Origin of the sequence: Methylobacterium sp. P1-11, assembly GCF_008329595.1 — a bacterium.
Classification (GTDB): Bacteria; Pseudomonadota; Alphaproteobacteria; order Rhizobiales; family Beijerinckiaceae; genus Methylobacterium.
In genome coordinates, this window is record NZ_NPKS01000011.1 from 49,778 (window position 1) to 65,813 (window position 16,036).

Consider the following 16,036-nt stretch of genomic DNA (forward strand, 5'->3'; position numbering starts at 1 on the left):
GACAAGGAAAATTTTACCGCTGCGTCACGGGGAGAGGACTGCATGCAGCGTTACGAGCTGGCGGCGGGATCATCGGCGAAGTTCTGGGAGGCCGGAACCGAGGACAGCGTTCTCATCGTGAGATTCGGTCGGATCGGTACGCAGGGGCAGTCCAAGACCAAGCGTTTCCCGAGCGCGCAGGCGGCTCGGGTCGAACTCGACCGGCTGGTGCGCGAGAAGACCGGCAAGGGCTATCGCCCGGCCGGCGACCCGGCGCCTGCCGCGCCGGACCCGGCCGCCGGGGACGGCGCCGCGGCGACAGCCCGGGGAGCCGATGCCGAGACCGTCGAGGCCCCGCCCACCCCCGCCGCCCGGTCGGAGGCGGGCCGCGCCGCGGCAACCGGCCAGGCCCCGATCTTCTCCGCCACGCCCCTGCCCACGCGCGGCCGTCCCGGCGCGCCCCTCGACGCCGCGGCCGACTGGGCCGCCTTCACGGCGCGAATCCGCCCGCTGCTGGCGGCCGCCCCGGACGAGGCCCGCGCCCAGGCCGAGGCCCTCGCCGCGCGGCTCGACGGCGCGCCGCCGGAACCCGACCGGGCCGAGGCCCGGCACTGGCTGGAGCAGCTCGAGGCGGCCTGCCCGGCGCTGAGACAGCGCCCCTGGGGTGACAAGCCCGAACCGAACGGGCCGGTGGCTCGGGCGGCGTTCACGCATTTCGCCCGCTGGCTCGTGGCCCGCTCCGGCACCGGGACGCTCGTGGCCCTGTTCGACCGGCTGCGGCCCCGCCCCTCAGGCCGCTACGGCTCCCTGCCGGTCTCGGCCTGGGACCTGCCCACCGCCTGCGGCGTCCGGGCCGCCCTGGCCGCCGCCCCCGAGGCGGAGTACGCGGAGGCCCTGGAGGCCGCCCTCCGGCTCGCCGCGGCGGAGCCGGAGCCCACCCTCGCGCGCTGGCTCGCTACGGTCTTCGCGGACGACCGGTCCGGCGCCGACCACGCGCTGTGCGCCCGCGCGGTGCTGGCGCGCTGCGACCCGCCGGATCCCAAGGCCTACGGCACGTCCCACGCGGCCCTGCCGCTGATCGTCGACCTGCCGCCCGCGCAGGCCGCACCCTGGTACGCCGCGCCGTACCACCGGGCGACGCTGGCGACCTGCGACGTGGCGGCCGACGAGGCCGCGGCCACAGCGATCGCCGCCGCCGACGCGGCCGGCGAGCCGGCCACCCCCGCCCTCGTCTGGCTCCTGGAGGGGGCGGTCGGTCCCGAGCGCACAATCATCGCCCGGGCCCTGCTGGAGACCCGCGCCGCCGACGCCCTCGACGCGCTCCTGCCCTTCGTGGGCACCAAGCTGGTCCGCGACGCCCTCGATGCCGCGGACGCGGCCTTCCCCGACTGGATGATGCGGGCCTATCTGGGCGCGCTCCACGGCAAGGGCGAACCCGCCTACGGCCCGCGGGCCGTGACGCTCGCCGAGCGCCACGGGCACGAGGCCGCCCGCGCCTGGGCGGCGGCCGACGGGGCGCGGGGCGCGGGGCGCCTGGACCGGCTGCTCGCCGCCGGCAGCGCGCCGCAGGCGGCGCCGGAGGCCCTGCCGCCCGTGCTCCGGGACCCGCCCTGGCGGCGGCGCGGGGCCGCGCGCGCCCGGCCGGAACGGGCGGTGGCGCCGATCCCGACGCCCTTCGCGCACGGCTTCGACCCCGACGAGGCTCTCGACCGCAGCACCTTCTACTTCCAGGCCGGAACGCTGGTGGAGTCCATGACGGACCTCGCGGCGCGGATCCGCGCCACCGAGGCGGAATCCCTGTACGACATGCCGATCCCGCCGCCGGCCGAGCCCGTCCCCGCCGCCGACGCGGATCCCGCGGTGGCCCTGGCGTGGCTCGACCGCCGGCTCGACCTCACCCGAGAGCAGTTCACGGGCTTCTTCTACTTCAACTACGGGCCCTGGTTCCGGATGGTCGGGTGGCAGCCCGAGCCCCTGGCGCTGATGCTGTGGGAGAAGACCGGGCCGCAGCGCGCCCATTACGTCGCGTGGCGGCGCACCATCGCGGTGATGCTGTCGCGCTTCGGCGCGCGGGCCGTGCCCAGCCTCGTCCGCCTCGTCGCGGCGGATCCGGCGCAGCTCCTGCCTGAGGTCGAGCCGGTGGACGCCGCCGACCTCGCCCCGGTCGCCGCCCGGGCCTTTCACCGCACCCGCAAGCTGCGGCCGGCCGCGGCCGCGTGGCTGCGCGCCCATCCCCGCACCGCCGCGCTGCGGCTCCTGCCCGAGACCCTCGGGCCCGCCGGCCCGGACCGTGACGCCGCCGACGCGGCCCTGCGCTTCCTCGCCGCCGAGCCCGCGGGGCGCGCCGCCCTCGACGCCGCCGTCGCGGCCTACGCGGAGCGGGATCCCGGCGTGCCCGAGGCCGTGGCCGCCGGCGTCGACAGCGACCCGCTGGAGCAGGTGCCGTCCAAGCCGCCGAAGCTCCCCGACTGGGTGGTCCCCGCCGCCCTGCCGCGCCCGGTCCTGCGGAGCGGGGGCGCCCTGCCCGACGCCGCCGTCACCGCCCTGTGCGAGATGCTCGCCTTCTCCGACCCGCTCACGCCCTACGCGGGCGTCGCGCAGGTCCGCGCCGCCTGCACGGCGGAGAGCCTCGACGCCTTCGCGGTCGCGCTGTTCCAGTCCTGGATCGCCGCCGGCGCCAGGGCGACGGGGGAGTGGGCCCTGCAGGCGCTCGCCCTGATCGGCGGCGACCACGCCGCCCGCGACCTCACCCGGCAGATCCGCGCCTGGGGGCAGGCCGGCTTGAAGCCCCGCGGCCGGGCCGGCATCGCCGTGCTCGCTGGGATCGGCACCGACGTGGCGCTGATGAACCTCAGCGCCATCGCCGAGAAGAGCCCGCTGCTGCAGCTGCGCGAGGCCGCCCGCGCCGCCATCGTCGACGCCGCCGAGGCGCGCGGCCTCGACGAGGTCGACCTCGCCGACCGGCTCTCCCCCGATCTCGGCCTCGACGCGCGCGGCGGGCTCGACCTGTCCTTCGGCGAGCGCCGGTTCCGGGTCGGCTTCGACGAGACCCTGAAGCCCGTCCTGCGCGACGCCGAGGGCCGGCGGCTGGCCGCCCTGCCTCGCCCGACCAAGGCGGACGATCCCGATTCCGCCCGGGCGGCGTCCCGGCACTGGGCGGCCCTGCGCAAGGACGCGGAGGCCGCGGCAGGCCTGCAGATCACCCGGCTCGAGGCCATGCTGGCGTCTCAGCGCCGCGTCGCCCCCGCGGTGTTCTGGCTGTTCTTCGCCGCCCACCCGCTGATCCGCCACCTCGCCGGGCGCCTGGTCTGGGGCCTTTACCCGGACGGCGCGCCCGCGACGCCGCCGGACCGCGTTTTCCGCCTCGCGGAGGATCTCTCGCCGACCGACGCCGCAGACGACGCCCTCGTCCTCGACATCGCAGCGGCCGAGGGCGTGGTCGGCCTCGTCCATCCGCTGCACCTCGACCCCGAGGCCCTGGCGGCCTGGAGCGGCCTGTTCGCCGATTACGAGATCGCCCAGCCCTTCCCGCAACTCGCCCGCGAGACCTTCGCGTTCACCGAGGCCGAGCTGGGCAGTGCCGAGATCCGGCGCTTCGACGGAATCCGGGTGGGCGGCCGCCGCCTGCGGGGGCTGCGGCCCCAGGGCTGGTCGACCGAGACGGAGGGCGAGCACGTCCAGGCAGTGCAGCGGCCGGTCGCGCTGCCCGACGGCACCCGCCTCGTCGCGATCCTGCGCTTCGAGGACGGGTTCTGGCACCGGCCGGGCCCGGAGGGCGACGGGATCCAGACGTTGCGGAGCCTGACCCTGTCCGACACCGGCTGGCGCGCAGCGGCCACCCACCGGTTCGGCGACCTCGACCCGGTCACCGCGAGCGAGGTCCTGCGGACGCCGAGCCTGCTCGCCGCCGCCGGCGACGCGTGAGAGGGAGAGAGCCCATGGAACGCTACGAGCTGGTCGAGGGCAGCGCGGCCAAGTTCTGGGAGGTCGGCGTCTCCGGCCCGACGCTCACCGTCCGCTTCGGGCGCCTCGGCACTCAGGGCCAGAGCAAGGACAAGACCTGCGCCGACGCGGCCGCGGCCGTGAAGGAGAAGGACAAGCTCGTCCGCGAGAAGACCGCCAAGGGCTATGTCCGCGCCGACGGGGCGGCCCCCGCGCCGGCTACCGCCTCGGTCGCGGCCCGGAAGCCCGACGCGGCGCAGGCGTCCAGGCCGGTCGGCGAGACAGTTGCCGAGACGGTTGTCGAGACAGCCGCGGAGAGAGCCGCGGAGCCAGCCGTTGAACCGGCCGCCGCGCCGCCGCAGGCCGAGGCCCCGGCCGTCCCGGCGGAGCCAGTCCCGCCCCCTGCCCCGGCCGCAATCTTCGAGGCGGTGCCGCTGCCGACCCGCCTGCGGCCTGGCCCGCGCCCGGACGCAACGGAGGCCTGGCAGGCGATCGCGGCGCCGCTGGCGGCCGCGCTCGGCGACGCCGAGGCCGCGCGGCTCGCCGGAACGCCACCGGATCGGGACGGCCTCGCCGCCTGGCTGGACGCGGTTGTCGACGCCGCGGAGGCGCGCCGACAGGGGAATCCGTCCCGGGCCGCCACCGGCGACGCCGTCCTGCGGCGGGCGCTGGAGGCGATCCTGCGCTACGCCGTGGCCCAGGGCGGCACGGCGGCCGTCGCCCGGCTGGCCGATCGCCGCCGCCCGACCCCGAAGACGCCGCGCGCCTACCAGCGCCTGTCCTGGGCGGAGCCGCTCCACCTCGCCCTGCGGGCGGCCCTCGTGCACGCCCCGGAGGCCGATTACGACGCCGCCGTCGCGTTCCTGAACGCGCGGATCGCCGAGGACCACGACTGGCCGGCGGCCTGCGGCTTCGCGTTCATCCTGGCCGACGACCGGCCCTCTCCGCATCCGCTCCAGCCCGTCGCAGTGCTCGAGGCTGCCGCGTCGGCGGGGATCGACGTGACGGCCGACACGGTCTTCCTGCCGCTCCTCGCCGATGCGCCGCCGGAGGCGGTCGCGGCCTGGCGCGCCAAGCGCAGCTACCACCTCTACTTCGTCTACTGCGCCGTCGACGCGGCGGAGGCGGCCGCGACCCTGCTGGCGGTGGCCCGCGCCGCCGGGCAGCCGGCCCTGCCCTCCCTCGACTGGCTGCTGCACTACGCCCTCGACGAGCAGCGCCGCACGGTCGCCCTGGCGATCCTGTCGACCGGGGAAGCCGGCGCGCTGCCAGCCCTCCTGCCCCATCTCCACGAGAAGCCCGTCGCGGCGGCCCTCGACGCCGCGCTGGAGGACGATCCCGCCGCGATCCTGCCCCGCTGCCTCGCCGCCCTCGCGGGCGGCCGGTCGGAGCCGGCCCTGCGCGCCCGGGTGAACCGCGCGCTGGACGTCCACGGACTCGACCTGGTCCGCGGCTGGCTCGCGGCGTCGGGCGGGCGCGGGGCCGGCATCCTCGACGCCCTGGCGGAGGCCCGTGCGGTGCCTCTCGCGGAGCCCGCCGCCTGGCCGCGGGTGCTGCGCGACCCGCCCTGGCGGACCAAGGGCCGGACCCGGGACGACCTCGTCCTCGCCCTCGCGCCCCTGCCGACGCCGTTCGCGCACGCGGTTCCGGAGGTCGCCCCGAGCTACTGGCGGGAGCGGAACGCCGTCACCCTCGACGGGCTGGAGGCGCTGTCTGCCTTCGTGGCGGCCGCCGAACTGGCACACCCGACGCAGGGCTGGAGCCGGATCCCGCCTCCGCTTTCCGAGCCGCCGCGCGACGACCTGCCGGCCCTGATCGACTGGGTGGCCACGCGTGTCGCCCAGATCGACGGGACCTGCCATTACTGGGCGAACTCGCCCTATCACAAGTTGGTCGGTAGCCTTGAGCGGCAGCCCGAGCCCCTCGCGCTTGCCCTCTGGGCCCAGTCCCGCGTCGTTGCGGGATGCTTCCATGTCTCGCAATGGCCGGAGATCGTGTGGGCGACGCTGTCGCGTTTCGGCGAGCGGGCAATGCCGGGCCTCGTCGACCTGGTCGAGACGGATCCGGTCGGGCTCCTGCCGGCGGTCCTGGTGGTGGACGATGCCCGCCTCGCCGTGCCCGCCGCCCGCGCCCTCACGAAGCTCAAGAAGGCCCGTGAGCCGGCCCTGGCGTGGCTGCGCCGCCATCCCGAGACCGCCCTCACCCGCCTGTTGCCCGACGCCGTGGGCCGGCCCGGATCGCTGCGCGACGCCGCCGAGCACGCCCTGCGCGTGCTGGCGCAGGACCGGGCGGACGGCCGCGCCATCATCGTGTCCGTGGCCGCGCGCTACGCGGACCAGGCACCGGAAGTGACCGAGGCGGTCGCGCAGGTGCTCGACCGTGACCCCCTCGCGCGGGTTCCCGCCAAGGTCGGCAAGCCGCCCGTCTGGCTCGTGCCGGCGATGCTGACCCGGCCGCGGCTGCGGGACGGGACCGCCCTGCCGGACGCCGCGATCCTCACCCTCTGCGAGATGCTGTCCTTCACCAATCCGGACGCCGTCTATGCCGGCGTGCCGATGGTCCGCGAGGCCTGCACCGAGGCGAGCCTCGCGGCCTTCGCGTGGGACCTGTTCTCCGCCTGGATCGCCGCCGGGACGCCCTCTAAGGATGGCTGGGCCTTGCGCGCGCTGGGCTGGTTCGGCACCGACGCCACGGCCCGCGACCTGACCCGCCTGATCCGCCGCTGGCCCGGCGAGGCCGCCCATGCCCGCGCGGTCACCGGCCTCGACGTGCTGGTCGATATCGGCACCGATGTCGCGCTGATGAACCTCAACGGCATCGCCGAGAAACTGAAGTTCAAGGGCCTTCAGGAGAAGGCCCGGCAGAAGATCGCCCAGCTCGCCGAGGCCCGCGGCCTCACTCCCGAGGAGCTAGCCGACCGGCTCGCCCCCGACCTCGACCTCGACGAGCGCGGCGGCCTCGATCTCGATTTCGGCCCCCGCGGGTTCCGGGTCGGGTTCGACGAGACCCTGAAGCCCTGGGTGCGGGACGCCGCCGGCCAGAGGCTCAAGGACCTGCCCAAGCCCGCCAAGGCCGACGATGCCGGCAAGGCCGCGGCGGCGGTGGCCCGCTGGGGTGCCCTGAAGAAGGACGCGCGGGCCGTGGCAAGCCTGCAGGTGGCCCGCCTGGAGGCGATGCTCGCCGGCGCCCGCCGGGTCCAGCCGACATTGTTCGGCCCCTGCTTCGCCGCCCATCCGCTCGTGCGCCACCTCGCCCAGCGCCTCGTCTGGGCGACCTTCGCGGATGCCGACCCGCGGACCGGCCCGGGGCTGACCTTCCGGGTGGCCGAGGACCTGACCTTCACGGATGCCGACGACGCGCCGCTCGACCTCGACCTGACCGGGGCGGCCCCGGGCCTGATCGGCCTCGTCCATCCCCTGCAGCTCGACGCCGGAGCGCTGGCCGCCTGGGGGGTGCTGTTCGGCGATTACGAGATCGTCCAGCCCTTCCCGCAGCTCGGCCGCGAGACCTACGCCTTCACGGAGGCCGAGGCGGCCGCCGCCACGACCGACCGCTTCGCCGGGACCGTGGTGGAGGCCAACCGGCTGCGCGGCATGGCCGCCCGCGGCTGGCCCCTCGGGGCGCCCCAAGATGGCGGGGTGGTGTGGTGGATCGAGCGCGCCGTGACCTTCCCGGGCGGCGCCACCGGCCAGGCGTCGCTGACCTTCTCGGAGGGCCTGTTCACCGGCGCGGTGGAGTTCGAGGACCGGGAGCAGACCCTCGGCGAGCTGACCCTCGGCTCGCCCTGGAGCAACCGGACGGATCCGGGCCAGCGGACCTTCGGCGCGCTCGCGCCGGTCACGGCGAGCGAGCTCCTGCGGGGACCGAGCCTCCTCGCCGGGACGCGGCTGCGGTGAGCCTCGACCCGGTCACGCGCTGGCGGCTCATCCTGGGCGAGGCGGCGGACTCGGCCTGCGCGGGGGCCGGCTGCGCCCTGTCGGGGGAGGCGGCCGCCATGGATCGGGCGCTCGACTGGCTCTACGGCCGCGACGCCGAGGGCGCGGCGCGGGGGGAGCGGCGCCAGGGCGGCCGCGAGGGCTCGACCCTGACGGTGCCGGGCTGGATCAACACGGTCCACACGCTCTTCCCCCGCGAGACGATCGAGCGGCTGGAGCGCGACGCGATCGAGCTCTACGCCATCGACGACGTGGTCACGAATCCCGAGGTGCTGGCCCGGGTCGAGCCGAACGAGACCCTGCTGAAGGCGGTCCTGCGCACCAAGCACCTGATGACGCCCGACGTGCTGGTGATGGCCCGCAAGCTCGTCCAGGAGGTGGTGCGGCGGCTGATGGAGCGGCTGGCCCGGGACCTCGCGGTGGCGTTCTCAGGGGTGCTCGACCGGCGGCGGCACACGCGCCTGCCCGGCGCCCGCGACCTCGACCTGAACCGGACGATCCGCGACAACCTGCGCCACTACGATCCCGAGAGCCGGCGGATCACCGTCGAGCGGCTGCACTTCTTCGCCCGGAACCGGCGGCAGATGCGGCCCTGGCAGGTGATCCTGCTCGTCGACCAGAGCGGCTCGATGCTCGATTCGGTGATCCACGCCTCGGTGATGGCCGCCTGCCTGTGGAAGCTCCCCGGCATCCGCACGCACCTCGTCGCCTTCGACACGGCGGTGGTGGACCTGACCCGCGACTGCGACGACGCCTGCGAGATGCTCATGAAGGTCCAGCTCGGTGGCGGCACCGATATCGGCGGTGCCGTGCGCTACGCGGCCGGCCTGATCGCGGCGCCGGAGCGGGCGATCGTGGTGCTGGTCTCCGACTTCTTCGAGGGCGCGAGCGAGGCCGCCCTGGTCGATCAGGTGCGGGCGCTCGCCGGCCAGCGGACCCGGGTGCTCGGCCTCGCGGCCCTCGATTCGGCGGCGCGGCCCGCCTACGACCGGGCGATGGCCCAGCGGCTCGTGGCGGCCGGCGCCGAGATCGGCGCGATGACGCCCGGCGAACTCGCCGGCTGGCTCGCCGCCGCGATCCGGAGCTGAGCGGCGTCGATGGCCCGCCCCGACCTCCGCGCCCTCACGGATGACGGCCTCGTCCAGCTCGCCAATGCCGGGCTGGTGAAGCGCGCGCTGCGCGAGGTGGCCGCCGGCGCGGGGCCGGACCTCGCGGAGGCCGAGGACGGCACCGTCGAGGCGCGCTTCGCCGACGGCACGGTCACGCGGCTCGGCTCCGGCCGGCCCCCCAATGAGGCCACCTGCACTTGCCCGGCGAGCGGGATGTGCCGCCACCGGGTCGCCCTCGTCGTCGCCTACCGCGCCGCTTCGGTCGCGGACGCGCCGGCCAACGGGACGGCCGCCCCGGCCGCGGGCGCGGTCGCCTGGGATCCCGGCACCCTCGACGGCGCCGCCTTGGAGGCAGGATTCGGCGGCGCGGCGGCGGCGGAGCTGCGGCGCCTCCTGGCGGCCGGGATCACGGTCGGGCTTGAGCGGGGCGCCGTCCCGGCCGCGCGGCTCCCGACCGCGACGGTGCGCTTCCTCGTGCCCGACGCGGTCGGCTACGCCCGCTGCGACTGCGCGGCCGGGGGCGGCTGCGCCCACGTCGCCCTGGCGATCCGCGCCTTCCGGGCGGCCGCGGGCGCCGCCGAAATCCGCCTGGGCGGCGCGGCGCCGGCCGGAGCGGCCACGGGAGCGGGGCCGGCGGAGGCGGGACTCGCGGAGGTCGCCGACCAGGTGGTCGCCGGCCTGCTGGAGGCCGGAGTCGTGTCTGGGCCGGAGGCCCACGACGCCGCTCTCGTCCGGCTGCGGCGGGCGGCCGAGGCGCGGGGCGCCACCCAGATCCTGCTGGCGGAGGCGGACCTCGCCGGGCAGCTCGCGGCCTATGCCGGGCGCCACGCCGCCTACGACGCGGCCGTCGTCCTGGCGCTCGCCACGGAACTCCTCGGCCGTGTCCGGGGCGGGGAAGCCGCCCTCGGCCTCGGCCAGCCCTACGAGACCGCCATGGGCAAGACCCGCCTCGTCTCCCTGGGCGCCCGGCTCCACGCCCGCGGGCGCGGCGCCAGTGTCCGGGTGGCCCTGGCCGACACCGATACCGGGGCGCTCTTGGCCCTGGAGCGCGATTTCGCGCCGGGCGAGACCGAGGCGGACGTCGTGGCCGGCCTGCCCGGGCGTCTCCTGAGCTCGGGCCTGTCCGTCTCGGGCACCGGCCAGGGCCAGATCCTGACCAGCGTCGCCCGGCGCCGGGCCGACGGGCTCCTCGCCCTCGGCCAGGGCGCGCGGGGCCGCACGGCGCTGCTGCCGCGGGACGCCCGCGTGAGCCTGCCGGCCCCCCTGGCGGCGCGGGACGTCCCGTCGATCCTGCACCGCCTCGCCGACCGGCCGCCTTCCTTCCTGCGCCCGCGGGACCGGCTGGAGGCCTTCCACGTCTTCCCCGTCGGCGCCGTGCTGGGCCAGGCCTGGGTGCCGGGCGCCCAGACGTGGCAGGCCGCCGTCGAACTGCCGGAGGCGGGCGGCACGCTGCATCTCGTCCGCGCCTACGATCCCGCCGCGCCGCACGCGCTGGACGCCCTCGCGGGCGCCTGCTCGGGGCGCTGGGGACCCGTGCGGCAGATTGCCGGTCCGGTGCGGATCGAGGACGGGGCCCTGGTCTGCGATCCCTGGTCGGTGTCGGTCGACCGGCTCGTCGTGCCCGACCTCGCCGCCCCGGACGACGCCGGCCACCCGATCCCGCCGGCGCCGGATCTGGGGCCGGCCTCGCTCGTCGACGAGGCCGCCGCGCTCCTGGCGAACGCCCTCCATGCCGGGCGGCGGGCCTACGCGGCGAACGCCCGCGCCGGCGGTGCCGATCTGGTCGCACGCCTCGCCGCGGCGGGGCATCCGGCCACCGCCGCGCGGCTCTCGGCCTTCCTCGCCGCCACCGGCGCGGAGCCCGGCCCCTTCGCCCAAGCCGCCCTCTGGATCGCCGCCATGCGGGACGATCCCGGGCCGGCGGAGACCTGATCACGGAATCGTGCGACTGCGGTTGCCCCCTCGGCCCCGCTGGGGCAGGTTGCCGCAGCTTCGGGCGCCGCGATTCGCCGGCCGGCCCGTCCCGGTCGTTTCGCGAGGAGCCCGGATGCCAGGACCCGTCGATTGTCGCGCGCGCGCGACGCACCCTCGCCCGGCCGCGCGTGCCGGCGTGGTGGCATGAGGGTCGTCCGCGCGGCGCGCCTCCACCTGCGGGACGCCACCTCAGACAAGGTCTACGACGTCGACCTGATCGAGAACGAGGCCCTCGGGACGCCCGAGCGCTACTTCGTCAACACGCGCTACGGCCGGCGCGGCGCGACCCTGCGCGAGGGCTCCAGGACGCCCGAGCCCCTGACCGCCGAGGCGGCGGCCCGGGTGTTCGACAGCGTGGTCGTGTCCAAGATCAACGGCGGCTACCGGCGGGTCGACGGACCGGAGACGTCCGCCGCGCCCGAGGCGACGGCCGACGGCCGTGCCGCGGTGCTGCGGGCGCGGCTCTCCGCCTGCCTGCACCAGAGCTGGGCCGAGCGCGACCGCGACCGCCTGCTCTGGCGCATCGGCGAGCTGCGGCTGGCCGCGGCCGCCCCGGACCTGATCGCCCTGGCGCGGGCCCTCGGCCCGGCGCGGGCGAGCTACGCCCTGGTCTGGGCGCTCGCCCGGGCGGCGGGCGCGGAGGCGGGGCCGGTCCTGGCGACGATCGCCGCCGACGCGCCGGGAAGCGTGGTCCGCGACCTCGCCCGCTTCGCTCTCGCCGCCCCGCTCACCGGAGCCTACCGCCCGCCGGAGACCGAGCCGGACCTGCCCGGCATGGTCGCCCGGCCGGCCGAGGCGGGCGACGTCGACGGCCTGTGCGGCGCGCTCGACGGCCTCGCCCGGCACGATCCCGGCCGGGTCGGGCCGACGCTGGTGGCGCTGGGCCGGCGGGCGCAGGGATCGCCCGGGCTGCACGCGACGCTCTGCGCCGCCCTCCTCCGGCTGCCGGCGCGGCCGCCCTACCTCATCGGCCTGCGGCGCCTGTTCAAGCACGCCGAGATGGCCGACGACCCTGCCCTGTTCGGCGCCACCGCGCGGCGCTTCGAGACCGCGCAGGCGATGTACCGGGCCGGCCGGAGTCACGCCTACGTCCCGGACCTCCGGCGCTACGTCGCGGTGGACTCGGCGCGCCGCGGACCGGAGGCGCGGCTCGGCCTGTCCACGGCCACCCGCGCCTACATGAAGCGGCGGATCTGGCGCGCCCTGCGCAAGCGCGGCGCCGCCGGCGACCCGGCCTTCGCCGCGCTGGCGACGGGCTTCCTGCTGGCCCTCGGGCCGGAGGATCTCGATTCCCCGACCCGCTGGACCGCCTGGGGGCGGCAGCCGGACGGGACCTGGGGCCGGCAGGCGCGGGCGCGGGGGCCGCTCGCCCGCAATTGGACGGCGAGCCAGCTCCTGTACCGCCACGCCCCGGAAGCGCGGCCGCGGGCGGGATCGCTGACCTTCCTGGAGACCGGCGCCATCGATCCCGACCGGCGCGACGAGGCCTTCCCGGATCTCTGGAGCGCCCGCCCGGATCTGGCGCTCCGCCTCGCCGCGGAGGGGCGGATCGAGCCGGTGGCACGGCTCGGCCTGCGGGTGCTGCGCGCGGATCCGCGGTCCTGCGCGGCCCTGAACGCCGCCGAGATCGGGCGCCTGCTGGCGGCGCCGCACGACCCCGTGCGGACCTTCGCATTCGGGATCGCGCAGGCCCGCCTCGCCGCCGGGATCGCCGATCCCGCGGAACTCGCGGCCCTGGTGGCGGCGCTGCTGGCCGCGGCGTTGCCGGAGGCGCGGGCGCTGGCCCTGCGGCGCCTCGCGGCCGGGGCGCCGGTCGGCTGGTCGAATCCCGACCTCGCCGCCGCGCTGCTCACGAGCCCGGAACCGGACGTGCAGGCGGCCCTCCCCGACCTCGCCCGGGCGCGGGCGCTGCCCCCCGGGCTCGCGGCGCCGCTGGTCGCGCGGCTGGTGGCGTGGCTGCGGGCGATGCCGCCGGAGCCCGACGCGGCCGCGACGGCCGCGATCCGAGGCCTGCGCGCCGCCCTGCCCCTCCTGTGGCCGGACCGCGACATGCCGGTCGCGTCCGAGACCGCCGCCGCCCTGATCGCCCACCCGGCCGCCGCGGTCAGGTCCGCCGGCCTCGCGCTCCTGGGGCAGTCCGAAGCCGGGGCCGCCGGCCTGCCGCCGGAGAGCTGGGACGCGCTGATCGGCGCTGAATCCGAGGACATCCGGATCGCCGCCCTCTTCCTGCTGGCGCGCCTCGACGACGCGCGGCTCGGGCCCTACGCGGACCGGGTCGTCGCCTTCGCCAGCGGGCCCGACAGCGCCGTCCGGCAGGCCGCCCGGCCCCTGGTCGCGCGCCTCGCGGCGGCGGATCCGGGTCTCGCCCCCCGCCTCGCCCGCGAGCTGATCGGCAGCCTGTTCCGCGCGGCGCCCGACGACGCCTACGCCGCCGACGTCGTGGCCCTGCTGCGTGAGGCCCTGCCGGGGGAATGCGCCGCCCTCGACGACGGCACCCTATGGCGCCTGCTGCAGGCCCGCGCCGACGGCGCCCGCCGCCTCGGCGCCGCCCTCCTGCTCGACCGGCGCGCCGAGGCCCTCAGCGTCCGCCAGATCGCCCGGCTCGGCGGCCACCCGTATCGGGCGGTGCGGGACTGGGCGATGGCGGCCTTCGCGGCCGATCCGGCCCGGTTCCAGGCCGCGGCGGCCGAGGCCGTGCTCCTCGTGGAGAGCGACTGGCCCGACACCCTCGCCTTCGCCCGCGGCCTGTTCGATTCCTGGCCGGACACCGCCTGGACGCCGGAGGCGCTCGCCGTCGTCACCGACAGCGTCAAGCCCGAGGTCCTGGCCTTCGCCCGCCACCTCCTGCGCGGCCGGCTCCGGCCCGAGGACGCGGAGGCGCAGGTCCTGCGCCTCCTGGAGCACCCCGCCCCATCGATGCACCTCCTGCTCACCGAACTCCTGACCGAGCAGGCCGTGGCGAGCGAGGCGGCCTTCGTACGGCTGATCCCCCTCGCCCGCATCGTGATGCTGCAGGTGCTGCGGGGCCGGGTCGCCAAGGACCGGATGGCCGCCTTCCTCCGGGCCGAGGCGCTGCGCAGCCGCGCCCGCGCCGAGGCGCTGCTGCCGCTCTTCGCCGACCTCACCCTGAGCGGCACGGCCCGGGACCGCAGCGCCGCGATCCTGGCCCTGCGCGACGTCGCCGACGCGCATCCTGGCCTCGCCGTGCCCCTCGTCTGGCGCCCGCCGGAGACGCGGGGAACCGTCTCCGTCTCGGAAGGGGCTCGATGAATTTCGTCCATCGCTACCTCGGCGAGAGTCGCGCCGTCTCGGACGCGGACGCGACCCGGCTCGGCTTCGTCCCCGATACCTTACGCGAGCCGACCTACTTCGCCGGGACGGTGGCGCGGCACCTGCCGTTTCGAGAGGCGATCTCGGCCCTGCACCACGTCGTCGTGTCGGACCTGCGCTTCAAGCCGAAGGACCGCACCGCCTATCTCGCGTGGCTCCAGACCCACGAGCAGGAACTCCTGGCCGAGGCCCTCGCCGAGAAGGACAGCCTGCGCGCCGAGATCGAGGCGCTGCGCGCCGAGAGCCGGGACATCGCGGCCCGCTCCGACGCCGTGATGCGGCCGTTCTACGACGCGCGGAAGCGGTACTTCGACTATCTCTACCGCGAGAACCTCGACGCCTGGATCGTGCTCGACCCAGTCATCACGGTCCATCCCGACGAGATCTTCTTCGAAGCGTTCAGCCTCGACGAATCGAGCTACGGGCGCCTGTCCTGCGACCACGACACGTTCGCGCGGATCGGCGACATGGCCTACGGCACGACCAATATCGACTACAGCCACGCCCTCTACGACGAGTTCCAGAAGATCCGCAGCTACCGCGACACCGAGCTGGCGATCGATCCGACCGGCTTCGCGGTGCAGACCTCCGGCGAGGCCGCCTATCGCGAGGACAAGATCGAGCTGCCCGATTCCTGGATGCGGGGCTTCCTGCAGGTGTCGAGCGCCATGGCGCAGCCCGCCCACGTGGTGGATCTGCACCCGGTCGACGTGCACGCGATCCTGACCCGCCTCGCCGCGCGCCGGGAGCGCCACGGCCCGCGTTCCCTGCGGTTCCTGCTCGAGCCCGACCGGCCGGTGAGCGTGCTGATCGAGCCCTGGAACGAGCGGCTGACCTTCCGGCGCTCGCTCTACCGCGGCACGCAGGGCGCGGAGATCCGCCTGTGGGGCCGGCGCCGCCTCGCGATCCTGGCCCGGACCCTGCCGCTCACCCGGTCGGTGCGGCTGCACCTCCTCGGCACCGGGCTACCGAGCTTCGCGGTGGTGGATTTCGGGGGTCTGCGCTTCACCCTCGGCCTGTCGGGCTGGACCGCCAACGACTGGTCCCGGGCCGGGCAGTTCGACCTGCTCGCCCCCCGGGCGGAGGTCGACGCCGACAGCGCGGCCCGCGTCTTCGCGGCGCTCCGGCGCCACCACGCCGCCGACACGGGGCATCTCGCCGCCAAGACCGGCCTCGACCGGGCGACCGTGGAGGCCGCGCTCGGCGGCTACGTGCAGGCCGGCCGCGCCATGTTCGACCTGGACAAGCGGGTCTACCGCCTGCGGGAGCTGACCCGGGAGCCCCTGGCGCCGGGCGCCCTGCGCTTCGCCTCCGAGCAGGAGGCCAAGGCCGACCGGTTCCTGGCGGCCGGGCTCGTCACCCTCGGGCCCGTCGAGCAGGCGGGCGACAGGCGGCGCCTGAGCGGGACCGTGCTGGACGACGGCCGGAGCCTGACGCCCGCGGTGGAACTCGATCTCGACGACCGCATGGTCGGGGGCACCTGCCAGTGCGGCTTCTACACCCATAACCGGCTGACCCGCGGCCCCTGCGAGCACATGCTGGCCGTGCGCCGCCTCGTCCACGCCCAGGTCGAGGGCAAGCCGACGCGGTGGCAGGCGTGAGCCGTTCCCGATTGATGCGGCCGCAAGCCTGGCCTATCCTGACCGCGACGAGGGGCGTCGGCCGGGGCGGACCTTGCATTTCGGGCGGCGATTCGCCGTCCCTGCACCCTGCCCGGCAAAGCGTCACTGGCCCACTCTTCACTGGGCCGGCACTGACCACCGGTGC

At 76.5% G+C, this 16,036-nt stretch carries 6 protein-coding genes; all 6 read left to right on the top strand.

Annotated elements, in window-relative coordinates; genetic code table 11:
- Positions 1 to 42 precede the first annotated feature (42 nt).
- Positions 43 to 3,903 (top strand): DUF4132 domain-containing protein, encoded by a 3,861-nt coding sequence (locus CIW48_RS13040; protein WP_149311162.1) that lies wholly within the window; start codon positions 43 to 45, stop codon positions 3,901 to 3,903.
- A gap of 14 nt (positions 3,904 to 3,917) precedes the next feature.
- Entirely contained in the window at positions 3,918 to 7,817 is a 3,900-nt protein-coding gene (locus CIW48_RS13045; RefSeq protein WP_149311163.1) for a DUF4132 domain-containing protein, read from the top strand.
- Entirely contained in the window at positions 7,814 to 8,944 is a 1,131-nt protein-coding gene (locus CIW48_RS13050; protein WP_149311164.1) for a VWA domain-containing protein, read from the top strand. Before CIW48_RS13045 ends, CIW48_RS13050 begins: the two co-directional genes overlap by 4 nt.
- Before the next feature lie 9 nt (positions 8,945 to 8,953).
- A complete protein-coding gene (locus CIW48_RS13055) occupies positions 8,954 to 10,897 on the top strand; it encodes an SWIM zinc finger family protein (protein ID WP_149311165.1) in 1,944 nt (647 codons plus the stop codon).
- A gap of 186 nt (positions 10,898 to 11,083) precedes the next feature.
- Complete coding sequence (locus CIW48_RS13060) at positions 11,084 to 14,209, top strand: hypothetical protein (protein WP_149311166.1); 3,126 nt, start codon at positions 11,084 to 11,086, stop codon at positions 14,207 to 14,209.
- A complete protein-coding gene (locus tag CIW48_RS13065) occupies positions 14,206 to 15,870 on the top strand; it encodes an SWIM zinc finger family protein (protein WP_149311167.1) in 1,665 nt (554 codons plus the stop codon). The genes CIW48_RS13060 and CIW48_RS13065 overlap by 4 nt, the downstream gene beginning before the upstream one ends.
- Positions 15,871 to 16,036 lie beyond the last annotated feature (166 nt).

Excerpts from the sequence above, each read along its gene's own strand:
- CIW48_RS13040 (WP_149311162.1), top strand. The coding sequence starts at position 43 with ATGCAGCGTTACGAGCTGGCGGCGGGATCATCGGCGAAGTTCTGGGAG.
- CIW48_RS13045 (WP_149311163.1), top strand. The coding sequence starts at position 3,918 with ATGGAACGCTACGAGCTGGTCGAGGGCAGCGCGGCCAAGTTCTGGGAG.
- CIW48_RS13055 (WP_149311165.1), top strand. The coding sequence starts at position 8,954 with ATGGCCCGCCCCGACCTCCGCGCCCTCACGGATGACGGCCTCGTCCAG.
- CIW48_RS13060 (WP_149311166.1), top strand. The coding sequence starts at position 11,084 with ATGAGGGTCGTCCGCGCGGCGCGCCTCCACCTGCGGGACGCCACCTCA.
- CIW48_RS13065 (WP_149311167.1), top strand. The coding sequence starts at position 14,206 with ATGAATTTCGTCCATCGCTACCTCGGCGAGAGTCGCGCCGTCTCGGAC.